The 26852-nt window shown below is 75.0% G+C and carries 8 protein-coding genes; 4 read left to right on the forward strand and 4 right to left on the reverse strand.

From position 1 onward, the window contains the following. Positions 1 to 98: 98 nt before the first annotated feature. The 3 genes from ISO16_RS10875 to ISO16_RS10885 are packed head-to-tail and all read left to right on the forward strand — an operon-like array spanning position 99 to position 3465. Positions 99 to 1361 carry a PP2C family protein-serine/threonine phosphatase gene (locus ISO16_RS10875; protein ID WP_170913973.1) on the forward strand — a complete coding sequence of 421 codons (1263 nt, stop codon included), beginning with the start codon at positions 99 to 101 and terminating at the stop codon, positions 1359 to 1361. Further along, a complete protein-coding gene (locus ISO16_RS10880) occupies positions 1358 to 3025 on the forward strand; it encodes a sensor histidine kinase (protein WP_230304517.1) in 1668 nt (555 codons plus the stop codon). The genes ISO16_RS10875 and ISO16_RS10880 overlap by 4 nt, the downstream gene beginning before the upstream one ends. Next, entirely contained in the window at positions 3022 to 3465 is a 444-nt protein-coding gene (locus ISO16_RS10885; RefSeq protein WP_006934327.1) for a response regulator, read from the forward strand. Before ISO16_RS10880 ends, ISO16_RS10885 begins: the two co-directional genes overlap by 4 nt. Before the next feature lie 37 nt (positions 3466 to 3502). Here ISO16_RS10885 and ISO16_RS10890 read toward each other — a convergent pair whose 3' ends face one another. Further along, on the reverse strand, positions 3503 to 3928 hold the full coding sequence (locus ISO16_RS10890; protein WP_072635960.1) for an ATP-binding protein: 426 nt from the start codon (positions 3926 to 3928) through the stop codon (positions 3503 to 3505). 68 nt (positions 3929 to 3996) lie between these two features. Next, the gene (locus ISO16_RS10895) at positions 3997 to 5421 is read right to left on the reverse strand and encodes a chaperone protein (protein ID WP_072635961.1); all 1425 of its coding nucleotides are present in this window, start codon (positions 5419 to 5421) and stop codon (positions 3997 to 3999) included. Positions 5422 to 5576: 155 nt separating this feature from the next. Here ISO16_RS10895 and ISO16_RS10900 point away from each other — a divergent pair, with 155 nt between their 5' ends. Further along, positions 5577 to 6092, forward strand: coding sequence for an arsenate reductase/protein-tyrosine-phosphatase family protein (locus ISO16_RS10900; RefSeq protein WP_072635962.1), 516 nt, complete (start codon positions 5577 to 5579; stop codon positions 6090 to 6092). Here ISO16_RS10900 and ISO16_RS10905 read toward each other — a convergent pair. Then, positions 6063 to 7751 (reverse strand): polysaccharide biosynthesis tyrosine autokinase, encoded by a 1689-nt coding sequence (locus tag ISO16_RS10905; protein ID WP_072635963.1) that lies wholly within the window; start codon positions 7749 to 7751, stop codon positions 6063 to 6065. The two genes, ISO16_RS10900 and ISO16_RS10905, sit on opposite strands and share 30 nt — an antisense overlap. After that, positions 7751 to 26647, reverse strand: a complete 18897-nt coding sequence (locus ISO16_RS10910; RefSeq protein WP_072635964.1) for a non-ribosomal peptide synthetase — start codon at positions 26645 to 26647, stop codon at positions 7751 to 7753. The genes ISO16_RS10905 and ISO16_RS10910 overlap by 1 nt, the downstream gene beginning before the upstream one ends. Positions 26648 to 26852 lie beyond the last annotated feature (205 nt).

Genomic DNA, 26852 nt, shown 5'->3' on the forward strand with positions numbered 1-26852 from the left:
GGCGACGGCGGGCGGGTGAACGATAGGTATTCTTCCTCTGTTGTCGTCCGGAGCGAGGGATCCGGGATCACGGCACGCGAGATCGAAGGGCAGGGGCCATGTTCTCCGAGCAGCACGGGCCTGCCGGCGCACCACCAGGAAGTAGCAGCAAAGGTACATCGGTTGCTCTGGAGACCGACTGGGACCGGGAGGAGCCGTCGGTCCTCCTGATCGAGGACGACGCCGGCGACGCACTCATCGTCGAGGAACTGGTGGCGGACAGCGCGCAGGGCATGCGCCTGGAATGGGTCCAGACGATGGCCGCGGCCCGCGCGGAGCTGGCCGACGGACTGCCCGACTGCATCCTGCTGGACCTGCATCTGCCCGACGCGCAGGGCATGGACGCGCTGGCCCGGGTGCAGCAGTACGCCGCCGGCGTTCCGGTCGTGGTGCTCACCGGCCTCGCCGAGGAGCAGACGGGGCTGGCGGCGGTGACCGCCGGCGCGCAGGACTATCTCGTCAAGGGTCGGGTGGAGCCGGACATGTTCGGCCGGACCGTGCGCTACGCGATCCAGCGCAAGCAGGCCGAGCATGCCGCCGTCGCGTTGCAGGCCAGCCGGCTGCAGGCGCGGGAGAACGCCCGCCTCGAACGCGGCCTGCTGCCGTCGCCGATGCTGCGCGGCACGGGCGACGTGGACGTCGTGGCCCGCTACCGGCCCGGGCGCGAGCAGTCCCTGCTCGGCGGCGACTTCTACGACGTCGTGCAGACCGAGGACGGCACGGTGCACGTGCTCATCGGCGACGTCAGCGGGCACGGCCCCGACGAGGCCGCACTCGGGGTGAGCCTTCGGATCGCCTGGCGCACCCTCGTGGTCACCGGCGTCACCGGGGTCGCGCAGTTGCAGAAGCTCGAGCAGATCATGGTCGCCGAACGGGCGAACGAGCGGCACTTCGCCACCCTCACCAGCCTCGCCATGTCGCCGGACCGGCGCCGGGTGCAGGTGATGCGCGCCGGGCATCCGGGTCTGCTGCTGCACAGTTCCCGAGGGGTGGATTGGGTGGAGGCGCCCGGCGGACCCGCCCTCGGACTGCTGCCCGGCGTCTCGACATGGCCCGTGCACGAGCTGGAACTGCCGGAAGGCGGCGGCATCATGATGTTCACCGACGGGCTGTTCGAAGGCCGGATCGGCGACGGCGGCGAACGCCTCGGCGAGGAGGGCCTGCTGCGGCTGGCCCGCGAGGAGGGCCACCTGGCGCCCGAGGCGTTCGTCGACACCCTGATCGACCGGGCCGAGGCGCTGGCGGAGAGTCACGGAGGACTCGCCGACGACGTGGCCGTGGTACATGTGCGCTGGAGCGAGAAGGTGACGGAGCAGTCATGAGAGACCCGTCGATGCCCGAACCCAAGGTCGAGCGGGTGCGCTCGCGGCTGACGGTCCAGAGCTGGTTCCAGGTCGCCTTCGCGGTCCTCGCCGTGTTCGTCGTTCTCGGCACCATCGTGGGTGGCTACTTCATCCAGCGCACGGCCCAGATCACGGACGAACTAGTCGACCAGATCCAGCCGGCCCGTGCCGAGGCGTATCGGCTGCAGGCGGCGCTGCTCGATCAGGAAACCGGCGCCCGCGGCTACGCCGCCACCGCCGACGTCGAATTCCTCGAGCCGTACCTGACGGGCAAGCGGGTCGAGCAGGAGGCCGCGGACCGGATGCGGGAGTTCACCGCCGGCCATCCGGAACTGCTCGCCGACGTCGACGAGATCGAGGCGGCGGCGGCCGCGTGGCGCGCCGACTACGCCGACCCGCTCGTTGCGAGCGTCGTCCCCGGCGTCCCCCAGCCCGTGGATCCTGCGAGCACCGAGCGGGGCCGGACCACGTTCGACGCCATGCGCACCCTCTTCGAGGCGCAGAACGCCGAACTCGTCCAGGCCCGCGCGGAGGGCTACGACGACCTCATCCACGCCCGGACGATCCGCAACTCCGTGCTCGTGGCGATGGTGGCAGGCTTCCTGCTCACCGGCCTGCTCATGGTGATCCTCGTGCACAACCTCGTCGCCATGCCGCTGGTCAGCCTGCGCGCGGCGACGCGGCGCGTCGTCGCGGACGGCAACTTCGACCAGCACATCCGGCCCCAGGGCCCGAAGGACATCCGGGCCCTGGCCCAGGACGTCGAAGCCATGCGCGGGCGCATCGTGTTCGCGCTCGCGGCCGCCCACACCCAGCACCAGCGCCTCGCCAGCCAGAAGGCGGACCTCGACGCCCAGGCCGAGGAACTGCGCCGCTCCAACGCCGAACTCGAGCAGTTCGCCTACGTCGCTTCCCACGACCTGCAGGAGCCGCTGCGCAAGGTCGCCTCCTTCTGCCAGCTGCTCGAGAAGCGTTACGGCGACAAGCTCGACGAACGGGGCACCCAGTACATCGCGTTCGCCGTCGACGGCGCCAAGCGCATGCAGGTCCTCATCAACGACCTGCTGGCGTTCTCCCGCGTCGGCCGGGTCAACGACGCCCACGTGCGCGTCGATCTGGATCAGCCGCTGGACAAGGCAGTGGCCAACCTCGCCGCCGCCGTCGACGAGTCCGGGGCGCGCATCGAGCGGCCCGAGCAGCTCCCCGAGATCACGGGCGATCCGACCCTGCTGACGATGCTCTGGCAGAATCTGCTGGGCAACGCGATCAAGTTCCGCCACCCCGACCGCGCACCCGTCGTGCGGATCACGTGCGACCGGATCGACGGTGAGGACCACGGTGACCGGGCGGGCGCCGGCCGCTGGCAGCTGTGCGTCACGGACAACGGCATCGGCATCGACGAGGAGTTCGCCGAGAAGGTATTCGTCATCTTCCAGCGCCTCCACGGCCGCGACGTCTACACCGGCACCGGCATCGGCCTGGCGGTGTGCAAGAAGATCGTCGAGTACCACGGTGGCAGGATCTGGATCGACACCGAGCACACCGGCGGCACCCGGTTCTGCTTCACCCTGCCCGCCCTGCCCGACGAAGAACCCGAAGAGCACGCCCCGGCCGACACCGATCTCGAAGGAGCCCCCGCATGACCCCCGCAGAACCCATCGACGTCCTCCTGGTCGAGGACGACCCGGGCGACGAGCTGATGACCCGTGAGGCCTTCGAGGACAACAAGATCGGCAACGAGCTGCACGTCGTCCGCGACGGCGAGGAGGCGCTGGACTTCCTGTACCAGCGCGGCGAGCACGTCGGAGCGCCGCGTCCCGACCTGATCCTGCTCGACCTCAACCTGCCCAAGTACGACGGGCGCCAGGTCCTCGAGAAGATCAAGTCCGACCCGGACCTGTCCGACATCCCGGTCGTGGTGCTGACCACCTCGGCCGCAGAGGAGGACATCCTGCGCAGCTACCGGCTGCACGCCAACGCGTACGTCACCAAGCCGGTGGACCTCGACCAGTTCATCGGGGCGGTCCGGCAGATCGACGAGTTCTTCGTCCAGGTGGTGCGGCTGCCCCGCCGCCGAAACTAGCGATGCCGGCGACTACGGTCGCCGACAACTACTGCCGCTAGATACTCCAGCGCATGGTGACGACGGTCCCGGTGTCGGCCGGGGCCACGGTCGCCGTGTCGGCCAGGGACTTGATCAGCGTGAGACCGTGCCCGCGCGAGCTGGTGCCCGGCTCGGCGTCGTTCGCGCGCCAGCTGCCGCGGTCGATGATGGCGACCTCGACCTGACGGTCGCCCGGGATCAGCGTCGCCTCGAGGTCGAGGGTGCCCGATGCACCGTCGCGGTAGGCGTGCTCGACGGCGTTGGCGAGGGCCTCGTAGCTGGCCAGCAGCACGTCGCGGGTCAGCTCGGGGCGCACGTGCACCGCGTCGAGCCAGCGCTCCAGGGCCCGCCGCAGCACGGTCAGCTGACCGGGCTCGGCGCGCACGCGCCGATAGGCCAGCGTGACCGAGTCGCACAGCGGGGTGTTCTGCGGCGAAAACATCGTCTGTACTCTAACCCGTCGCGCCGGGCGCCATCGGCCACGAGGCTCCCCGGCGGCGGAGGGGTCCGTCAGATCGGTAGCCGCAGCTCCGGCGGCACTTCGATCGTGGGCAGGGGCGGCAGCGGCGGCAGTGTCGGTACCGGGATGTTGAGCCCGGGGATCAGCGGCGGCGGCGGGGCGGTGGCCACCGGCGGGGGCGGCACCACCCGCTCCGTCGTGGACTCCTCGATCGGCGGCACGGTGGTCGTCGTCGGCGCCGGCGCCGGCGCGACGGCGGGCGCCGGCTGCGGGGTCCGCGGCGGCGTCGTCACGATCACCTCGGTCGGCCGGGGCTCCGACTCGTCGTCGCCGGCGAAGGTGTTCTGTGCGCCCAGCGCCAGCCCGATCATGGCCACCACACCCAGGGCGGTGCCGGCCAGCCCGGCCCCGCTGATCTGGCGGCCCGACACCTGCGGGCCGGGCGCGGTCGCCGCCCGCTTCCACGCCGGCGTCCGCTCGGGCGGCCCGGCGTCGTCCACCGGGGCCGGCGCGGGTGTCTCGGTCCGCGCGAGCCGCTCGGTGCGCTGCGGCGCCACTCCGCGCGGCGGGACGATGCGTTCGGTGGCCCCCGGCGGGACGATCAGTTCGGTGACCGCCGACGCGGTGGGGCCCGCGGCGACGGCGCGCAGGGCGCCGCCCTTGGCCAGGACGAGTTCGGGTTCGTGCGGCACCACGACGGGCAGCTTCATCCACGTCTCGAGCACCCGGCGCACCAGCCGGACGTGGGCGCCGCCGCCGAGCAGCACGATCGCCTCGGGCCGGGCGCCGGACCGGTGCACGACGTCGCGCAGGAACCGCGCGGAACCCTCCACGAGCGGGGTGATCAGCGGGTCGAAGGTCTCGAGGGACATGAGGATCACGCCGGCGGTGCCCGGCACGGCGACGGCGTCGCTGCCGGACAGCTGTTCCTTGGCCGTGCGGCACTGGGCGACGAACTCCTCGTCCTCCGGGTCGTCGGGTCGCCACACCCCGTCCGAGCCGAGCTGGTGCAGGCGCACTGCGTCGTCGAACAGGCGGCCGGAGACGGTCCTGGTGCGTTCGGTGTGCACGGCGCCGGTGGTGCGGTCGACGACGGTGACGGTGAGCCCGGAGGCACCCAGGTCGTAGAGCACCGCGACGTCACCGGGGAGCTCGCCGGTGGCCCGCAGGTAGGCCAGGGCCGCCTCGGACTCGCCGACGAGGGTGTAGCGGTCGAGTCCCTGCTCGGCCATCGCGGCGCGGAGCCGCTCGGCGTCGGCGGCGTCGCGGTACACCAGGCCCACCCGCTCGACGGTGTCGCCCGCGATGCCGGCCTGCACGAGCACGCCCACGGTCTGCGCCGCGAGCCGTGCCGGATCGTCCTGCCTGGTCTCCACCACCTGGAACTGGTAGCCCGCGGCGGGCGCGGCCGGATCGATCGGACGAACGATCCGGACGGCACTCGTCCCTGCGGTCACCCCGAGAACCGAACTCATCAGCCGCCTTCTGATTGTGTTTTGCGCCGCACATCCACCCCCGGCGCATCCCGACCGCCCGATGCTACCGAACGGTCCGGACACGCCCACCCGGCGAATCGGACACACGCCGTCACAACCGGACGAGCGAGCCGTGTGCTGCCTAGGATCGAGCGATGCGGATTCTGTACGTCTGTACCGGGAACATCTGCCGATCGCCCACCGCCGAGCTGTTGACCACCGCATACGCGACGGAAACCGGCCGGAGTGAGCTGTCCGCGCACAGCGCCGGCACCCGCGGCATGGTCGGGCGGCCCATGGAGCCGACGGCCGCGCTCGTGCTGCGCCAGCTCGGCGGCGAGCCCGACGGTTTCGTCGCCCGGCGCCTGTCGCCGCACATCGCCCAGGACGCCGACCTGGTGATCACGATGGCCGAGTCGCATCGGGGGGCCGTGCTGCAGGCGGCGCCGCGGATGCTCAAGCGGACGTTCACGCTGCGAGAGGCCGCGCGGCTGCAGCAGCTCAGCGGCGCCGAGACCGTCGCCGAGCTCGCCGCGGCCCGGGCGCAGTTCCCCGCGCCCGGACCGGAGGACGTCACCGATCCGATCGGTCTGGACGAGGACACGTTCGTCGCCGTCGGGACCGAGATGGCCGATCTGCTGCTACCGCTCCTCGCCCGGATCCACGACTGACCCGTTGCGCGGGCCCTGCATGGGCGACGGCGCGACGGGCCGCGACACCGCCGTCGGCACCGCCTGCTCGCGGTAGGCGGGGTCGGCGGTGTACGCCTGCGGGGCCCGGTAGTGCTGTCCCGGCTGCGCGTCGTCGTGGTCCGACCCGCCCCGATGCGGCTGCTCCGGCCGGTACGGTTCCGGCCGGTTCTGCTCCTCGCGGTAGCGGCGTCCGCCGGTGGTCTGTGCAACAGGACCCGGCTGCACGGGAGCCGACCCGGCCGGGGCGGACGTCGACGCAGCGGCCGTGGCCTTCTTCGCCGACTCGTCGGACTCGTAGTAGTACCGGTACTCGTAGGCGCCGCGGCCCTTGTTCGGCGTCATCGTGATGATGGTGCCGAGCAGGTGCGCGCCGGCGCTGCCCAGGTTGCCGACCGCGCGGCTGAGCTGCTCCCGGGTGGTCTTGCCGTGGCGAGCGATGAGCAGCGCGCCGTCGGTGGCCGCGGCGAGCACGACCGAGTCGGTGACGGGCAGGACCGGCGAGCCGTCGATGATCACGTACTCGAAGCGCGCCCGCAGGTGATCGATGACGTGCTTGGCGGTTTCGGAGCCGAGCAGCTCGCTGGGGTTGGGCGGCAGCGCCCCGGAGGCCAGCACCCACAGGCCCTCGTACTGGCTGGGCTGCAGCACGTCCTCCAGACCGGCCTGGCCCGACAGCACGGTGCTGAACCCGACGTCGCCGACGACCCCGAGGTACTTCGACACCCGCGGCCGGCGCAGGTCACCCTCGACGAGCACCACGGAATGACCGGCCTCCGCGAGCACCAGCGCGGTGTTGATGGCCGTGGTGGTCTTGCCCTCGGCCGGCAGGGCGCTGGTGACGACGATGACGCGCGGCGGGTTGTCGACGTCGAGGAACTTGAGGTTGGTGCGCATCTCCCGGTACGCCTCCGCGCTGCCGGAGTTCGACTCCTGGAAGTCGATCGCCGCGTGCTCCTGCCGCTCCTTGTCGAGGGGGATGGTGCCCACCAGGCCCGTCCCGGCGAGCTCCTCGACCGTCTTGCGGTCCTTGACGGTGTTGTCGAGCCGGTCGCGCAGCACCGCGAGGGCGATGCCGAGGAGCAGGCCGACGGCGAGGCCGAGCGCGAGGTTGCGCTTCGTCTTCGGCGACACCGGGGTCACCGGGGTGTCGGCGTGCTGCTCGACGACGACCCGCGCGGTGGGCTCACCGCCGTTCTCGGGGGTCTCGAGCTCGCGCGCCATGACGACGAACTCGTCGGAGAGGGCGTTGGCGAGGTCCCGGGCCCGCTCCGGCGACTCGTCGTCGACCTTGACGTCGACGAGCACGGTGTCCGGGGCGGACGATGCGGTGACCTTTCCGGCGAGCTGCGACGGCGTGACGTCGGACAGGCCGAGCCGGTCGAGGGTGCGCTGCGCCAGCGTGGTGCCGGTGAGCAACTTGGTGTAGGAGGCGACGCGCTGCTGCGAGAACAGGTTGCCCTGGTAGATCTCGTTGACCGAGGCCCCGGAGGAGGTGGAGACGAACAGCCGGGTGCTCGCCTGGTAGATCGGGGTGGTGAGCAGGGAGGCTCCGAGCGCACCGAGTACCGCCACCACGGTCGTCACGGCGACGATCTTCCATCGCGCCTGCAGGATGCGTAGGTAGTCGTGTACTTCCATTACGGTGTCTCCCTCGTTGCTGTGACACTGTCGGTGCACCCTACGGGCGCGGAACTCTGTCGTTCGGTCAGGTGCCGGGCGAGCGTGGGGCCGATCAGGGCCAGCGCGCCGGGGGTGGTCAGGTCGGAGTGCGGGTAGGGCACGTCGTGCTCGGTGACGCGGCGGACGTGGCGCCGCCAGCTCGCCGCGAGGTCGGGTCCGGTCTGCCCGCCGGGCCGGGCCCGGAACAGCAGCGCGTCGCCGTCGAGGACGCGGGGGGTGTGCGCGGTGACGGCCTCCTCCAGCGCGGCGCCCGCGGCCAGAGCCCGCTCCCGGATCTCGGCGACGAACGTCGACGGCAGGCCGGGCACCTCGAGCTCGACGACGGGTTCGTCCGGCAGGGCCGCGACGTCGGGGAGGGTGTCGGGGGTGAGCGTGTCGAGCAGGATCAGCGACGCCACCTGCTGCCCCGCCTCGTGCAGCTGCACGGCCATCTCGTGCGCGATGGTGCCGCCGAGGGACCAGCCCAGCAGGTGGTAGGGGCCTTCGGGCTGGACGGTGCGGATCCGGTCGAGGTAGCGGGCGGCGAACTCGGCGACGGTGCGCGGCAGCGGCTCGAGCCGGGTGGCCTGCAGCCCGTACAGCGCGACTCCGGGCAGGTGCGGCGCGAGTCCCGTGTAGCACCACGACATTCCGCTGATCGGGTGGACGCAGAACAGCGGGGTGCCGCCGGGGCGCCCCGCGAGCGGCACCAGCGTGGCGAGCGGGTCGGTGTCGTCGCCGCCGTGGTCGATCCGGTCGGCGAGGTCGGCGACGGTCGGCGCGGTGAGCAGCCAGTCGAGCGGGACGTCGCGGTCGAGTTCGGCACGCAGGTCGGCGGCGACGGCGACGGCCCCGAGCGACGTGCCGCCGAGGTCGAAGAACCCGAGGTCGGCGGACACCGATCCGGGGGGCCGGCCGAGGTGCCGGGCGAACACGGCGGCGACCGTCTGGGCCGTCGCCCCGTCGGGCGGCACGAATCCGTCTGCGGGCGAGGCGAAGTCGGGCCGGGGCAGCGCGGCGCGGTCGACCTTGCCGGACGGCAGCAGCGGCAGCGCGTCGACGACGGTGATCGCGGTGGGCCGCAGCGCGCGCGGCAGGTGCGCGGCCACGCGGGTGCGCAGCGCGGCGGCGTCGGCGCTGCCCTGCGCGTAGGAGGCGAGGACGGTTCCGCCCGCGGGGCCGGGCACGGCGACGGTGACGGCGGCCTCGACGCCGTCGGCGGCGGTGAGCACCGCGTCGATCTCGGCGGGTTCGACGCGGATGCCGTGCAGCTGGATCTGCTCGTCGACGCGGCCGAGGACGTCGAGCTCGCCGTCGGCGGTGACGCGCGCGAGGTCGCCGGTGCGGTACAGGCGCGCACCCGGCTCGCCGTGCGGGTCGGCGACGAATCTGGTTGCGGTGAGCCCGCTTCGGCCGTAGTAGCCGCGGGCCAGGCCCGCCCCGGTCACGTACAGCTCACCGATCACCCCGGCCGGGACGGGGTGCAGGCGCGCGTCGAGGACGTGGGCGGTGGCGCCGGCGACGGGGGCGCCGACGGTGGGCCGGGCGCCGGGGTCGAACGGCCCGCCGAACGACACGGCGATCGTGAACTCGGTGGGCCCGTACCCGTTGAGCAGACGGTGCCGCCGCCAGCGTTCGACGACGGGCGCGGTGAGCGCCTCGCCCTCGGACAGGACGGTGACCGGGCGCCCCAGCGCGTCCGGGTCGACGGTGGCCAGCACGGTAGGGGTGGCGACCACGTGGGTGACGTGCTCGTCGACGATCAGCCGCTGCAGCGCCGCTCCGGCATAGACGTGGTCGGGGGCGACGACGAGGGTCGCGCCGTGCGCGTGGGCGGCGAGCAGTTCGAACACCGACGCGTCGAAGGTGTGCGACGCCGCGTGCAGCACCCGGCTGCCCGGCGCGACGCCGAGGACGTGCCGCTGCGCGTCGACGACGGCGGTCAGGCCGCGGTGCGGCACGGCGACACCCTTGGGGGTGCCGGTGCTCCCGGACGTGTAGATCAGATACGCGGTGTCGTCCGGACGCGGCTCCGCCGCGGTGTCGTCCGGACGCGGCTCCGCCGCGGTGTCGTCCGGATGCGGTTGCGGCGCAGGGATTTCCCGCGCCTCCCACTCGCCGGTCAGGTCCACCCAGTCGATGCCCTCCCCCACCGGTTCGGCACCTGCCACGGTCAACCCGACGGTGGCGCCGCTGTCGCGCAGGACGGTCTCGACGCGGACGGGCGGCTGCGCCGGGTCGACGGACACCCACGCCGCGCCGGTCCGGGCGACGGCCCACACCGCGAGCGGCCAGCATTCCCCGCGCGGCACGGCCACGGCGACCACGTCGCCGCGGGTCACGCCGCGCGCGCGCAGTTCCCCGGCGACGACGTCGGCGCGGGCGGCGAGCCCGGCGTAGGTCCAGGCGACGGCCCCGGCCCGCACGGCGATGGCGCCGGGGTGGGTGCGGGCGGTGGCGGCCAGGAGCTGCGGCAGCGTGCGCGGCGCCGCGGCGGGCGCGGACAACGGTGCCGGCGCGGAGGCGGCGAGGTCGCCGACGGCGGTGCCGGGGTCGGCGAGCGCGGCACCGAGCAGCGCGACGTAGTCGTCGAGCAGCGCGCCGGCGGTGGCGGGGTCGAACAGGTCGGTGGCGTACACGAGACGCACGTCGATGCCCCCGTCGCCGTCGCGTTCGGTGACGTCCCAGGTGAGGTCGAACTGCGCGGCCGGGGTGCCGGCGTCGAATTCGCGCACGCGCAGGCCGGGCAACTGAGGCAGGTCCTCCCCCGCGGGCACCGTGCGGTGGGCGAGCAGCACCTGGAACAACGGATGGTGGGTGCCGCGGACCGGCGCGACCCGCGCGACGACCCGGTCGAACGGGACGTCCGCGTGCGCGAGGGCGTCGAGATCGGTGGTGCGGATGCGGCGCAGCAGATCCCCGAACGGCTCGTCCCCGGCGACGGTCGTGCGCAGGGTGAGGGTGCCGACGAACATGCCGACGAGGGCGTGCAGGCGCGGGTCGGCGCGCCCGGCGACGGCGGTACCGACGGCGATGTCGGCGCGGCCGCTGCGGCGGGCGAGCAGCGCGGCGAGCGCCGCGTGCAGCACCATGAAGCCGGTCGCATCGTGGGCCCGCGCGACGTCGCGGAGGCGGCGGTGGGTGCCGGCGTCGAGGTGGGCGGTGACGGCGCCGCCGCGGTGGCTGGGCCGCGCGGGCCGGGGCCGGTCGGCGGGCAGCGGCAGCGGCGTGTCGGGCAGGCCCGCGAGAGTCGTTGCCCAGTGGTCGAGTTGGCGGGCGGCGAGGCTGTCCGGGTCGGCGGGGTCGCCGAGCAGGTCGCGTTGCCAGCGGGCGTAGTCGCGGTAGCGCACGGGCAGCGGCCACCAGATCGGCTCCGCCCCGGCGAGGCGGGCGGCGTAGGCGTGCTGCAGGTCGGTCAGCAGCGGCGCGACGGAGCCGCCGTCGAACGCGATGTGGTGGACCGCGGCGGCGAGCACCCATTCGTGGGCGCCGAGTTCGATCAGCCGGATCCGCAGCGGCGCGTCGGCGGTGAGGTCGAACGGCGCGGTGAGCACCTCGGCGACGGCGGCGGCCGGGTCGGTGCCCGGAACCGCTTCGAGCACAGGCGGATCGACCTCGGCCGCGACGCCGTCGGGGTAGGCGGTGCGCAGGATCTCGTGCCGGGCGGCGACGTCGGCGACGGCCGCGGCCAGCGCGGCGGTGTCGAGGTCCCCGGTCAGGTGCAGCGCGACGGGCACGGTGTAGGCGGCGCTGCCGGGCTCGGCGCGGCCGAGCAGCCACAGCCGTTGCTGCGCGGGCGCGAGCGGGGTGGGGGCGTCGTCGTCATAGCGGCGCAACGGGATCCGGGTGCGGTCGCCGTCGCGGATGTGGGCGGCGAGTGCCGCGAGGGTCGGTGCCTGCAGCACGGCGCGGACGGGCACGTCGGTGCCGAAGGCGTCGGCGAGGCGGGCGGCGAGGACGACGGCGGACAGCGAGTCACCGCCGGCGGCGAAGAACCCGGCGTGGATGTCGGGCCGGGCGCCGAGCACGCTCTCGGCGACGGTGACGACGAGGTCCTCGACGTCGGTGAGCGGCCGGTCGTCGGCGGGCGCATCCCCGGCGGTGTCGAGGTCGCGCAGGGCTGCGGTGTCGAGTTTGCCGTTGACGGTGGTGGGCAGTTCCGGCAGCAACCGCAGCCGCGTCGGCATGCGGTGCGGGGGAACGGTTTCGGCGAGACCGGCGCGCACGCGGGCTTCGTCGACGTCCGGGTCGGCGGCGGCGAAGGCGACGAGCGCCCCACCGGAGGCCAGCACGACGGCGTGCCGGATGCCGGGCTGCGCGAGCAGGGCGGCCTCGAGTTCCCCGGGTTCGATGCGCACGCCGCGGACCTTGAGCTGCCGGTCGGTGCGGCCCCGGAAGGCGAGGGTGCCGTCGGGACGGCGGTGCACCAGGTCGCCGGTGCGGTACCGGCGGGTGCCGCCGGGCGCGGCGACGAACCGCTGCGCGGTGAGGCCGGGGGCGCCGAGGTAGCCGAGCGCGACGGACGCCCCGGCCAGGTACAGCTCGCCGACGGCGTCGTCGGGCACCGGGCGCAGCCGGGCGTCGAGCACGTGCGCGACAGTGCCGGGGACGGGCCGGCCGATGCCGCCGCGGCCGTCGACGTCGGCGAGGGTCGCGACGATGGTGGCCTCGGTGGGTCCGTACGCGTCGAGCATGTGCCGGCCGTCGGTCCAGCGGGCGGCGAGCGCCGGCGGCAGGGTTTCGCCGCCGGACGCGACGACCCGCAGGTCGGGCAGCTCGTGCGGGTCGAGGGTGCCGAGCACCGCCGGGGTGGACAGGTAGTGGGTGATGCGCTGGGCGCGCAGCAGCCGCTGCAGGTCCTCCCCCGCGTACACCTCCGGCGGGGCGACGACGAGGGTCGCGCCGGTGGTGTGGGCGAGCAGGATCTCGAGCAGGGCCGCGTCGAACGCCGGGTGGTAGCCCTGCAGCACGCGGTCGCCGGGTCCGACGCGGTAGCGGCGGGCGGCCTCGGCGGCGAGCGGGGCGAGGCCGGCGTGGGTGACGGCGACGCGCTTGGGCGCCCCGGTCGAGCCCGAGGTCGACACGACGTACGCGACGTTCGCCGGCGCCGGGCCGGCCGCGTCGGGGGCGCCGGTGAATGCGGCGCCGGTCTTGGTGATCGCCCACAGCCGCAGCACGTACTCGAGGCCGCGGGGCCGGTCGATGGGCACGACGGTGCCGGGGCCGGCGCCAGCGGCGCGCAGTTCGTCGGCGAGCGCGTCGGAGCGGGCGTCGAGTTCGCGGTAGGTCAGGGCGGTGTCGACCTCGCGCAGGGCTTCCCGGTCGGGGTGCGCGGCGGCAGTGGCGCGCAGCAGGTCCGGCAGGGGTCGGGCCGGGGCGGGGGCGGCGCCGGTCAGCGGCGCGGCGGGACGGTCGACGGGCAGGTCGCCGACGGTGGTGCCGGGCGCGGCGACGAGGTGCCGCAGGACGGCGACGAACCGGTCCGCGAGCCGCCGCGCGGTGGGTCCGGCGAACCGCGACGCGTCGTGCACGAGGGTGCCGGCGTAGCCGTCCGCGGCGGGCGCGAACGCGAACTGCAGGTCGAATTTCGGTGCGCCGCGGACGATCTCCTCGGCCTCGACGGTGAGGTCCCCGATCCGGGTGGGGGCGAGGGTGAAGTCCTGCAGGGCGAGCGCGACCTGCGGGGCGCGGCCGGGCAGGCCGGCGAGGATCTGCTCGTAGGGCACCCCGGCGTGGTCGAGGGCGGCGACGTCGAAGTCGCGGACCTGCGCGAGCAGCCCGGCGAACGGCATGTCGGGTTCCACGCGGGCGCGCAGCACGAGGGTCTCGAGGAACGGGCCGACGAGGTTCTCGACCTGCGCCCAGCGGCGGGCGGAGACCACGGCGGCGACGGCGACGTCGTGTCCGGCGCCGACGCGGGCGAGCAGCACCGACAGCGCGGCGTGCAGCACCATGAACTCGGTGGCGCCGTGGGCCCGCGCGAGGTCGGTGATCCCGGCGCGCACGTCGGCGGGCACCTCGAACGCGACGGTCCCGGCCTCCTGCTCCGACGACGCCGTCTCCGAATACCCTGCCTGCGTGGGTAATTCGACCGGGTCGAGCCCGTCGAGGGCGCGCCGCCAGTGCGCGGCGTCCGCCTCCGGGATCCCGCGGGCCTGTTCCCACAGCGCGTAGTCGGCGTACTGCAGCGGCAGCGGCTCCCACCGCGGCGCCTGCCCGGCCGCGCGGGCGGCGTAGGCGACGGCGAGGTCGCGCAGCAGCGGCGCGAGCGACGGCCCGTCCGCCGCGGCGTGGTCCACGGTCAGGCGCAGGCGCCGTGGTGTCCTTTCGGTCCCCTCGAGGTCCCAATGGACACCACGGTCCGCCAGGACCTGATGCGGGCCCTGCTCGTCGACGACGATGCGGGTGCGCAGGATCTCGTGCCGCGCCACGACGTCGCCGAGCGCGGCCTCGAGGGCGGGCACGTCGAGCGGGCCGGTCAGGCGCACGTCGGCGCGCAGCAGGTAGGCGTCGGGGTCGAGGCGGCTGAGCCCCCACAGGCGACGTTGCGCCCGGCTGAGCGGGATCCGGGCGGGGCGCGGGTGGACGGGCACCGGCCCGGCCTCGACGTCGAGTCCGCCGGCGTCGAGCGCGGCGGCGAGCCCTTCGACGGTGGGGTTCTCGAAGATCAGCCGCAGCGGCACGGCGACGCCGGTCTCCTCGCGCAGCCGGCCGACGAGCACGGTCGCGAGCAGCGAGTTGCCGCCGACGGCGAAGAAGTCGTCGGTCCTGCCGACCGGGGAGTCGAGCAGTTCGCCGTAGACCCGCGCGACGAGCGCCTCGGTCCCGGTGCCGGGCTCGTCGCGCCCGCCGAGGTCGGGGGCGGGCAGCCGCGCGACGTCGAGCTTGCCGTGCGCGGTGCGCGGCACCGCGTCGAGCGGCACGACGACGACGGGCACGAGGTGGGCGGGCAGGCTCTGCCGCAGCCGCCCGCGCGCGTCCTCGGCGTCGACGCCGGCGGGCACGACGTAGGAGACGAGCGCCCCGTCGCGCACGACGGTCGCGGCCTGCTCGACGCCGGGCACGGTCCGCAGCGCGGCGTCGACCTCGCCCGGTTCGATGCGCACGCCCCGCAGCTTGACCTGATCGTCGCTGCGCCCCACGAACCGCAACGCGACCCCGCCGCCCGTGCGCGTTTCTGGTAGCTCCGACGACCGGAAACGCGCACGGGCCCAGCGGGCCACGTCGCCCGTGCGGTACCGGCGACGACCGCCGTCGGCGGCGACGAACCGCGTCGCGGTGCGGCCCGGGTCGTCGCGGTACCCGTCGGCGAGCCGCTCCCCCGCCAGGTACAGCTCGCCGGCCACGCCGGTGGGCACGGGCCGCAGCCGTTCGTCGAGCACGACGGCCTGCACCCCGCGCACGGGGGTGCCGATCACGACGTCCGCGCCGGGCGTCAGCGGCGACGAACAGGTGGCGAAGACGGTCGCCTCGGCGGGGCCGTAGCCGTTGTAGAGGCGACGGCCCGCGCCCCAACGGGCGACGAGCTCGTCGCTCACGGCCTCGCCGCCCAGCATGAGCACCCGCAGGTCGGGCAGCGCCCGCGGCGGCACGGTCGCCAGCGCCGACGGGGTGACGCACGCGTGCGTGATGCGCTCGCCGGCGAGCAGGTCGGCGAGGGCGTCGCCGCCGTACGCGTCGGGCCCGGCGACGACGAGGGTCGCGCCGGCGGTGCCCGCGACGAGCAGCTCGAGCATCGCCGCGTCGAAGCTCGGCGACGCGACGTGCAGCATCCGGTCGCCGGGCGCGGCGGCGAACCGCTCGGCGAGGTCCTCGGCGAGGGCACTCACCCCCCGGTGGGTGATGTTGACGCCCTTGGGGTTTCCGCTGGTTCCGGAGGTGAACACCAGGTAGGCGGGCGCGCCGGAGCCCGGGTCGGCCACCTCGACACCGTCACCGTGAAAGCCGGCACCGTGGGAGCCGGCGACATCGAGCCAGGTCACGGTGGCGGGCAGCGACCCGCGGTGCGCGGCGCCGGTGACGCCGACGGTCGCGTCGCCGAGCATCGCGGCGAGCCGCGCGGCGGGCTGGGCGGGGTCGACGAGCATCGGGGCGCCGCCGAGCCGGGCGATGCCCCACACCGCGACGACGGAGTCGAGCGAGCGGGGCAGCGCGCACGCGACGGCCGTGCCGGGCCGGGCGCCGGCGGCGTGCAGCCGGGCGGCGAGCGCGTCGGCGCGCGCGAGCAGCTGCGGGTAGGTCAGTTCGGTGTCGCCGTCGCGCACGGCCACACCGTCGCCGCCGCGGGCGGCGCCGGCGGCCAACCACTGCCACAGCGTCCGCGCCGGGGCCGGCTCGGGGCCGGCGGCGGGGACCAGCGCGGCGCGTTCCCGCTCGGTGAGCAGGTCGATGTCGCCGATCCGCACGGCCGGATCGGCGACGGCGGCCCGCAGGATCGCGACATACCGGTCGGCGAACGCGGCGACGGTGCCCGCGTCGTACAGGTCGGTGGCGTAGGCGAATTCGAGGTCGACGCCGGTGCCGGTCTCGGTGACGACGAGCTGGACGTCGAAGTTGGCGTGCTCGTCGGCCACCGGCAGCACCCGCGCGGTCAGGCCGGGCAGCTCGAACGCGTCGACGGTGGGGCGGCGCAGCGACAGGGCGACCTGGAACAGCGGGTGCCGGGCGGGGTTGCGGGCGGGATTGAGGCGTTCGACGAGGGTCTCGAACGGCGCGTCGGGGTGGGTGTAGGCGGCGAGGTCGCGGGCGTGGACCTCGGCGAGCAGGTCGGCGAAGGAGGCGTCCGGGTCGACGGGGGTGCGCAGGACGAGGGTCCCGGCGAACATGCCGACGAGGGCGTCGAGCTGCGGGTCGCCGCGCCCGGCGACGACGGTGCCGACGGCGATGTCGTCGCCGGCGCCGTGCCGGGCCAGCAGCACGGCCAGCGCCGCGTGCAGCACCATGAACGTCGTCGCGCTACCGTTCCGCGCGAGCCGCGAAACACCTTCGGCTACAGCATGATCCACCGTCACCCGGTGGGTGGCACCGCGGCCGGTCGGGCGCGCGGGCCGCGGCCGGTCGCCGGGCAGGGTCACCTCGTCGGACAGGCCGGCGAGCACGGTCGTCCAGTGCGCGAGCTGGTCGTCGGCGCCGGCGCGCTGCCAGCGGCTGAAGTCGGTGTACTGCACCGGCAGCGGCGCCCACCGCGGAGCCTCCCCGGCGAGCCGGGCGGTGTAGGCGTCGACGATGTCGCGCAGCAGCGGGGTGAGCGACCATTCGTCGGCGGCGATGTGGTGCACCACCACCGCAAGCACGTGCCGCCGCGGCGCGAGCCGGTACAGCCGCATCCGCACCGGCGTCTCGCGGGTGAGATCGAAGCCGGGGGCGGCGAACTCGCGGACGAACTCGTCGAGTCCCTCGGCGGGCACGGCGACGGGCTCGAGGCCGGGCCGCGCGGCGGGCCGCACCACCTGCGCGGTGGCGTCGGGGTACACGGTACGCAGGGTGCGGTGCCGGTCGAGGACGTCGGCGACGGCGGCGGTGAGCGCCGCGACGTCGAGCCGGCCGTCGAGCCGCACCGCGAACGGCAGGTTGTAGCTGCCGGATCCGGGGTCGAGCCGGTTGACGAACCACAGCCGCTGCTGCGCCGGCGACAGCGGCGCCGGGGCGTCGTCGCCGGCCGCGACGAGCGGGGCACGGCGACGGCCGGTGCCGGCGCGGGCGGCGAGGAGCGCGGCGAGGCCGGCGACGGTGGCGGCGTCGAACACGTCGCGGACGGTGACGTCGACGTCGGCGATGTCGGCGAGGCGCCCGGCGAGGCGGGTCGCGAGCAGCGAGTTGCCGCCGAGCGCGAAGAAGTCGTCGCCGGCGCCGACGGGCCCGGCGCCGAGCAGTTCCCGGAACACCTCGGCGACGAGTTCCTCGAGCGGCCCGTGCGGGGCGAGGCCGCCGGTGGGGGCGACGGCGGGTGCGGGCAGGGCCGCGCGGTCGAGCTTGCCGTTGGCGGTGCGCGGCAGCGCATCCAGCGCGACGGCGGCGGCGGGCACGAGGTAGTCGGGCAGGGTGCGGCGCAGCGCGCGCAGCGCCCCGGTGGGTGAGCCGCCGACGAGGTAGGCGACGAGCCGGTCGTCGCGCAGCACCACCACGGCCTGGGTAACGCCGTCGCAGCGCAGCAGCGCGGCCTCGATCTCGCCGGGTTCGATGCGGTAGCCGCGCAGCTCGAGCTGGTCGTCGGCGCGGCCCCGGTGGTGCAGCACCCCGTCGCGGCCGCGGCGGCCGAGGTCGCCGGTCCGGTAGCGGCGGGCGCCGCCGGGCGCGGCGACGAACCGGGTGGCGGTCAGGCCGGGGCGGCCGCGGTAGCCGCGGGCGAGTTGGCCTCCGGCGACGTAGAGTTCGCCGACGGTGCCGGGCGGGGTGCGGCGCATCGACCGGTCCAGGATCTGCACGTCGAGCCCGGGCAGCGGCCGCCCGACGCCGGGCTCGGCGGCGGGGCCGCGGGTGACGTGCACGGTGGTCTCGGTGATGCCGAACATGTTCACCGCGCGCACGTGCGGCCGGTCCGCGAGCCACGGCCGGACCCGCCCGGGGTCGAGGGCTTCGCCGCCGAAGATCAGCAGCCGCAGCGTGGGCAGCGCGGTGTCGACGGTGGCGAGCTGGCCGAACGCGGTGGGCGTCTGGTTGAGGACGGTGACGCCCTCGCTGTCGAGCAGCGCGGCGAACGCCCCGGGGTCGCGGGCGGTGTAGTGGTCGACGACGACGAGGCGCCCGCCGGTGGTCAGCGCTCCCCACATCTCCCACACGGAGAAGTCGAACGCCGGGGAGTGGAACAGGGTCCACACGTCGCGCGGGCCGAACCCGACGTCGCCGGTGGCGGCGAACACCGCCGCGGCGGCCTCGTGCCCGACGAGCACGGCCTTGGGGGTGCCGGTGGAGCCGGAGGTGTAGATCAGGTACGCGCCGGTACCGGCGGGCACGGCAGCGTCGAACGCGGCGCCGGCGTCCAGGCGTTGCCGAACCTCGGGCGCATCGACGTGCAGGAGAGCCACATCCGTGTCGACCGCGAACCCGGTGTCGCACAGCACCGCAGCGGGGGCGGCGTCGTCGAGCAGGGCGCGCAGCCGCGCCGGCGGGTGGGTGACGTCCAGCGGCAGGTACACGGCGCCGGCGCGGGCGACGGCGAGGATCGCCACCACCAGGTCGAGCGAGCGGGGCAGCGCGACGGCGACGACGTCCTCGATGCCGAGCCCGCGCTCGGCGAGCATTTCGGCGAGCGCCCCGGAGCGGGCGTGCATCTGGGCGTAGGTCAGGGTGTCGTCGCCGTGGGTGAGCGCGACCGCGTCGGGGCGGCGGCGTGCCTGCTCGGCAACCAGCGCGGGCAGCGTGGCCGTGTCGGTGGCCGGCCGGGGTGCGGACGCGTCGTCGTCGGGGCCGAGCAGGTCGATGCCGCCGACGGCGACGGCCGGGTCGGCGGTGACCACGTCGAGGATGCGCAGCAGGAACGGCGCCCACGCGGCGACGGTGTCGTGGTCGAACAGGCCATGGTCGTAGGTGAGCACCCCGTCGAGCCCGGTGGGGGTGCCGGCGGCGGAGCGGGTCTCGCGGACGGTGACCTCGAGGTCGAATCGGGCCGTGTCGGTAGAGATCTCGCGCACCCCGGTCACGCCTGGCACGTCGAGGCCGTCCAGCGCGAAGCTCTCGTAGGCGAGCACCACCTGGAAGACCGGGTGGTGCCGCGACGCGGAGGCGCCGAGGGCGTCGACGACCCGGTCGAACGGCACGTCGGCGTGCGCGAACGCGTCGAGGTCGACGCGGCGGGTGTCGGCGAGCAGTTCCGCGAACGTCGCGCGGGCCGGCACGGGCAGCCGCAGCGCGACGGTGCCGACGAACATGCCGGCCACGTCGTCGAGCATCGGGTCGACCCGCCCGGAGACGGGGGTGCCGACGGTGACGTCCTCGGCGGCGGCCAGGGTCGCGAGCAGCACGGCGAGCGCGGCGTGCACGACCATGAACGTCGTCGCGTCGTGGGCGCGGGCCAGCTTGTCGACGGCGGCGTGCAGTTCGGCGGGCACCGAGAAGCGCACGCGCCCGGCAGCGCCGTCGCCGTCGCCGCGGGGACGGTCGGTGGGCAGGGCCAGCAGCGGCGGGGCGCCGGCGAGGGTGCGGGTCCAGTGCGCGAGCTGGCGGGCGGCGAGGCTGTCGGGATCGGCCGGGTCGCCGAGCAGGGTGTGCTGCCAGCGGGCGTAGTCGCGGTAGGTGACGGGCAGCGGCGGCCACGCCGGGGTGCGCCCGTCGCGCCGGGCGGCGTAGGCGAGCGCGAGGTCGCGGCCGAGCGGCAGCAGCGACAGCCCGTCGACGGCGATGTGGTGCAGCACCACCGCGAGGGTGTAGCCGGCGCCGGTGCGGTAGAGGCGGGTGCGCAGCGGCGGGTCGACGGTGAGATCGAATCCGGTGCGGGCGAATTCGGTGAGGGCGTCGTCGAGGTCGGCGGGTGTCGCGTGTGGCGCGAGGTCAAGAGCGATGCCGGGCAGCACCCGCTGCGTCGGCCCGTCCGGACCGTCGGGGTGGACGGTGCGCAGCACGGCGTGCCGGGCGATCACGTCCGCGGCGGCGGTCGCGAGGGCGTCGAGGTCGGTGCCGGCGGCGAGGTCGACGGCGAACGCGACGTGGTCGCCGGGGGCGGCGTCGGCGACGTCGAGCCGGTTGGCGAGCCACATCCGCTGCTGCGCCGGCGCGAGCGGCACCGGACCGGTGTCGTCGGTCGGCAGCAGCGGAAGGCGTTCGCCGGCAATCGGATCGGACACGGCGACGGCGAGGCCGGCGACGGTGGGGTGCTCGAAGATCTCCCGCACGCCGACGCGGTGGCCGGCGACCGCGCCGAGGCGCGCGGCGAGCTGGGTGGCGAGCAGCGAGTTGCCGCCGAGCGCGAAGAAGTCGTCGTCGGCGGCGACGGCGCGCAGGTCGAGCAGGTCGGCGACGACACCGGCGACGAGTTCCTCGGCGGCGCTGCGATATCCGGTGCTCGGGCGGTCCGGGTCTGCGGTGGGTTCGGGCAGCGCGGCGCGGTCGATCTTGCCGGTGCTCGTGAGCGGCAGCGCGTCGAGGACGGTGACCGTGGCGGGCACCATGTGCCGCGGCAGCCGCGCGGCGACGAACTCCCGCAGCTCGGCCGGGTCGAGGCGGGCGGGGTCGGGACCGTGTACGTACGCGACAAGCGCCTCGCCCCGCACGACGGTGACGGCGGCGGCGACCGCGGGATGCCCGGTGAGGGTGGCGTCGATCTCGCCGAGTTCGATGCGGAACCCGCGGAGCTTGACCTGATGGTCCACCCGCCCGACGAACTCGAGGGCGGCTCCGCCGCCGGTGTGTCCTTTGGGCTGCTCCGGCCGCCCGAAGGACACACCGCTCCAGCGCACCCTGTCGCCCGTGCGGTACATGCGACCGCCGCCGAACGGGGACGCGACGAAGCGGCTCGCGGTCAGGCTCGGCATCCCGAGGTAGCCGCGGGCCAGGCCCGGCCCGGCGAGGTACAGCTCGCCGACCACGCCGACGGGCACGGGCCGCAGCCGCGGGCCGAGCACGAGCGCGGTGACGCCGTCGAGGCCGGTGCCGATGGTCAGCCGCTCCCCCGGCACGAGCGGCGCGCTGGCGGTGGCGAGCACAGTGGTCTCGGTGGGCCCGTACACGTTGAGCATGGTCCGGCCGGGCGCCCACCGGGCCGCGGTCTCGGCCGGCCACGCCTCGCCGCCGACGGCGAGCACGCGCAGCGCGTCCAGGCCCGCGGGGTCCAGTTGGGCAGGCACGGCCGGGGTGGAGAACCAGTGCGTGATGCGTTCGGCGCGCAGCAGTTCCAGCAGGCCCTCGCCGCCGTACACGTCCGGCGGCGCGACGACGAGGGTGCCGCCGGCCGCGGCGGCCAGGAGGTATTCGAGCACCGACGCGTCGAACGCGGGCGACGCGAAGTGCAGCACCCGCGCCTGCGGGTCGAGGTCCATCCGGCTGCGCAGCGCCGCGACGAGCGGTGCGAGCCCCCGGTGGGTGACGACGACGCCCTTCGGCGTGCCGGTCGAGCCGGAGGTGTAGACGAGGTACGCGGCGTGGTCGGGTCGCAGCGAACGCACCCGGTCGGCGTCGGTGATCGGCGCCGACCGCGCGGATCCGGCGGCCGGGTCGACGAGTGCGACGCCGTCGGGCAGCGACGTACCGGGCCGGGCGACGACGTGCCGCACCCCGGCGTCGGCGAGGATCCGGGCGATCCGCACCGCCGGCTGCGCCGGGTCGACGGGCACGAACGCCGCCCCGGTCAGCGCGACGGCGGCCACCGCGCGCACCGAGTCCACCGACCGCGGCAGCAGGATCGCCACCCGATCCTCCGGGCCGAGACCGCGCTCGATCAGGTGCCGCGCCAACGGTGTTGCGGCGGCGATCAACTCGATCGGCGCGCCGCCCGGAGCGCTCACCCGCAGCGGGTGCGCGGCGAGCAGCTCCGGCAACGTCGCGACCGGCCCGGGGTCTGCCAGGACGACCTCGGGAGCGCCGAGCTCGAGATCGCCGACGGGTGCCTGCGGCGCGGCGACGGCCGCGTCGAGCACCGCGTGCAGGCGGGCCACCGCGGCGGCGACCGTCGCGCGCTCGAACAGGGCACCGTCGTAGATCACCCGTCCGTGCAGGGAGCCGTCGGGCAGCTCGCGCACCGCGATCTCCACGTCGAACCGGGCGCGGCCGGACGGGATCTCCTCGGCGCGCACGCTCAGCCCGGGCAGCGCGAGGTCGGGTACGGCGAGGTTGTCGTAGGCGAGCATCACCTGGAACGGGGCGAACCCGAGCGCGTCGACGACGCGGTCGAACGGCACCGTCGCGTGCGCGTAGGCGTCGAGGTCCGCGCGACGGGCCGCGGCGAGCAGCTCGGTGAACGACGCGGCCGGGTCCACGTCGAGCCGCAGCGCGACGGTGCCGACGAACATGCCGACGAGACGCTCGAGGTCGGGGTGCTCGCGGCCGGCCGTGCCGGAGCCGACGGCGACGTCGCGCCCCCCGGTCCACGCCGACAGCCACACGGCGACGGCGGCGTGCACCGCCATGAACGCGGTGGCGTCGTGCGCGGCGGCCAGGCGGCGCAGCGCCTCGAACCGCGCGGCGGGGACGGCGAATTCGAGCGATTCGGCCGGTCCGGGGCTGCCGGGGCGGGGACGGTCGGTGGGCAGCGTCGGCGCCTCGCCCAGCCCGGCGAGCGTGGTGGTCCAGTGCGCGAGTTCGCGGGCGGCGAGGCTGTCCGGGTCGTCCGCGTCGCCGAGCAGGGCGCGGTGCCAGCGGGCGTAGTCGGAGTACCGCAGCGGCAACGGTTCCCACCGCGGGCCGTGCCCGTCGACGCGGGCGGCGTAGGCGGCGGCCAGGTCCAGGGTCAGTGGCACGAACGACGCGCCGTCCATGGCGATGTGGTGGGCGACGACGGCGAGCACGTGCCGGTCCGGGCCCACGCGCAGCAGCCGCACCCGCAGCGGGATGCCGGTGGCGAGGTCGAACGGTGCGGCGGCCCACTCGGCGATCAGGGCGTCCACGTCGGCCGGGTCGACGGGTTCGACGTCGAGCGCGGGCAGCACCTCGGCCACGGGCCGGACCCGTTGCCGCGGGCCGGGTTCGGTGTAGACGGTGCGCAGGATCTCGTGCCGGTCGAGGACGTCGCCGAGCGCAGCGCGCAGCGCGGCCACGTCGAGGGTGCCGTCGAGGTGCAGCGCGAACGGCAGGTGGTAGGCGGCGGTGTCGCCCTGCGCGAGCAGCCACAGCCGTCGCTGGGCGGGGGCGAGCGGCGCGGGCGTGTCGTCGTCCGAGCGCGTGGGCGCGGGCATCGCGGCGGCCGGTCCGGCGTCGACGGCCGCGGCGAGCTCGGCGACGGTGGGGTGGTCGAACACGTCGCGCAGGTGCACGTCGCGGCCGAACGCGGCCCCGAGCCGCGCCGCGAGCTGTGCGGCGCCGAGCGAATGCCCGCCGAGGGCGAAGAAGTTCGCGTCCGCCCCCACCCGGTCGACGCCGACGATCTCGCACATCAGCTGCGCGACGAGCGTCTCGGTCGGGCCGGTCGGCGGGCGCGAGCCGGTGGCCGTGTCGACAGCCGGGGCGGGCAGGGCGCGACGGTCGATCTTGCCGCCCGGCGTGAGCGGCAGCGCGTCGAGCACGGTGACCGTCGCGGGCCGCAGGTAGGCGGGCAGGCGCTCGGCGAGGCGGACGTGCACGTCGTCGGGCTCGACGTCGCCGACGACGTAGGCCGCGAGCGTGTCGCCGCGGACGACGACGGCCGCGCTCGAGACGTCGCCGAGGGCGGCGAGCGCCGCCTCGACCTCGCCGGGTTCGATGCGGTAGCCGCGAATCTTCACCTGCCGGTCGGCGCGCCCGACGAACTCCAGGACGTCCCCGCCGCCCGTGCGCGTTTCTGGTAGCTCCGACGACCAGAAACGCGCACGGCTCCAGCGCACCAGGTCTCCTGTGCGGTACACGCGGCCGAACGGCGACGCGACGAACCGGGCCGCGGTCAGCGCCGGGTCGCCGAGGTATCCACGCGCGACGGCCGGCCCACCCAGGTACAGCTCGCCGACCGCGCCGACGGGCACCGGGTGCAGCCGCGCGTCGAGCACGACGGCCGTCACGCCGTGGACGGGTGCGCCGATGGGCACTCCCCCACCCGGCCGCAGCGGCTCGCTGAGCATGGCGAGGACGGTGGTCTCGGTGGGCCCGTACGCGTTGAGCATCGTGCGCCCGCGCGACCACCGGTCGGCGACGTCGCTCGCCAGGGCCTCGCCGCCCGCGTCGAGCATCCGCAGCGCCGGCAGGTCGGCCTCGGGCGTGACGGCCAGGACGGCAGGCGCGGTGATCGCGTGGGTGACGGCCTGCTCGCGCAGCAGCGCGGCCAGGTCCGGTCCGCCGACCACGTCGGGCGGGCAGACCACCAGGGTGGCGCCGGCGTCGAAGCACAGCAGCAGTTCCTGCAGCGACGCGTCGAAACTCGGGGCGGCCAGGTGCAGCACGCGCGACGTGGCGTCGGCCGGGTACCGCTCCCGCAGCGTCGCGACGAGGCCCGCGAGCCCGCGGTGGCTGACGGCGACGGCCTTGGGGGTGCCCGTGGAGCCGGACGTGTGGATCACCCACGCGAGGTGGTCGGGGTGCAGCGGACGCAGCCGTTCGCCCGCGTCGAACGGCGCCGGCGACACCTCGCCGCCCGCCGGATCCACGCGGGTCACGCCGTCGGGCAGGGCGACGTCGTCGCCGCACACCGCGACGGGCACGTCGCGCAGCAGTTCGGCGAGCCGCAGCGCCGGGGTGCCCGGGTCGATCGGGGTGTAGGCGGCGCCGGCCTTGGCGACGGCCCACAGCGCGACCACCGAGCCGGCCGAGCGCGGCAGCAGCACCGCGACCCGGTCGTCGGGTCCCGCGCCGCACGCAATCAGCCTGCGCGCGAGCGCAGTTGAACGCTCGTCCAGTTCTCGGTAGGTCAGCACGACGGCGCCGTCGCGCACGGCGACGCGCTCCGAGCCGGCGTGCGCGGTGAGCACGTCGGGCAACAAGCACACGTCCTCGACGTGCGGGCCACGCGCGGGGACGAGGCCGGCGAGTTCGCCGGGCGCCGCGAGCGGCAGGTCGCCCACCGCGTGGTCGGCCGACCGCGCAAACGCGCCGAGGAAGTCCAGGAACCGGCGGTGGTGCCGGGTGAGCGTCTCGTCGCCGTACAGGCGCGGGTTGGCCTCGAAGTCCACCCGCGTGCTGCGCCCGGCGATCCCGGCGTACACGTTCACCGACAGGTCGTCGACCGGGCCGGTGGAGAGCAGGTTGTACTCGCCGGTGATGTCGCCGTACGCGTACTCCGGGTTGAACATCATCAGGTTCACCACAGGCCCGAACGCGCTGCGGGTCTCCCGGTGATCGCCGACGGCGTGCAGGTCGCGCAGCATGTCCTCGTAGCGGTACCGCTGGTGCCGCAGCGCCCCGGTCAGCTCCACCTGCACGCGCCGCACCAGCTCGGCGACGGTCACGTCCGGTTCCACGCCCACCCGCAGCGGCACGATGTTCGAGATCGAGCCCGCCGAGCGGCGCAGCGGCGCGGTGGTGCGGGCCGAGACCGGCAGGCTCAGCGCGACGTCCGTGGTGCCGGTCATGCGGGCCAGGTAGGCGGCGAAGGCGGCGACGACGATCGGGACGTCGGTGGAGTTGGCGTCGCGGGCCAACTCGGCGACGGCGTCGGTCACCTCGGCGCCGAGCGCCGCACCGACGTGTCGGCACGGCATCGTGGGGGCGGCGGAGCCGGCGGCGAGCGTGACGGGTTGCGGCAGGTCCACCAGGCGCTGCCTCCAGTGCTCGCGGTCGGTGGCCTGCCGCGTGCTGCCGACGTAGGCGAGCTCGTGTTCGGCGATCTGCTCGAGGCTCAGCGCCCCGAGCGGCGGCGGTTCCTCCCCGCGCGCCCACGCCGTGTACAGCTCGGCGCTGCGGCCGAGCATCACCATGCCGCCGTGCCCGTCGAGGGCGAGGTGGTGGATGTAGGTGAAGAGGTAGAAGTGCTCGTCGGCGAGCCGGATCAGCGTGGTGGCGATGAGCCGGTCGTGCAGCGGGTCGAGCGGACGGGTGTAGGTCTCGTCCATCCACCGTCGCGCCTCGGCCTCGGGGTCGTCGTGGCCGCGCAGGTCCAGGTAGCCGGGGTAGTCGTCGACGTCGGGAATCACCCGTTGCCGCGGCTCGCCGTCGACCATCTCGAGGAACAGCGTGCCGGATTCGACCTCGCGGGCGGCCCGGTTGCAGGCCGCGCGGATCAGGTCCGCGTCGAGCGGGCCGTGCAGCTCCAGGTACTGAGCGATGGTGAACGGGACGTCCGGGGTGAGCTGCTGAGCAAACCACAGTCCACGCTGACTCGTGGACATGGCAAAAGACGGCACCGCACCCCCTCGTTTTCCCTCGAGACCGACGGGCGTGCAGTGGAACCCCTCGATCGACCACGGCGTGGACGCCTCCCTGCATCCATCACCGTCGAATACATCGACCCTAACGATCCCGAGCGTTACTCACCACTCGAACCGACCATCCGACCGGTTTCTCGGATATGGTCGCCGCGGAGGAATCGAAGGG

This window comes from Rhodococcus sp. M8, from assembly GCF_015654185.1.
Classification (GTDB): domain Bacteria; phylum Actinomycetota; class Actinomycetes; order Mycobacteriales; family Mycobacteriaceae; genus Rhodococcus; species Rhodococcus aetherivorans.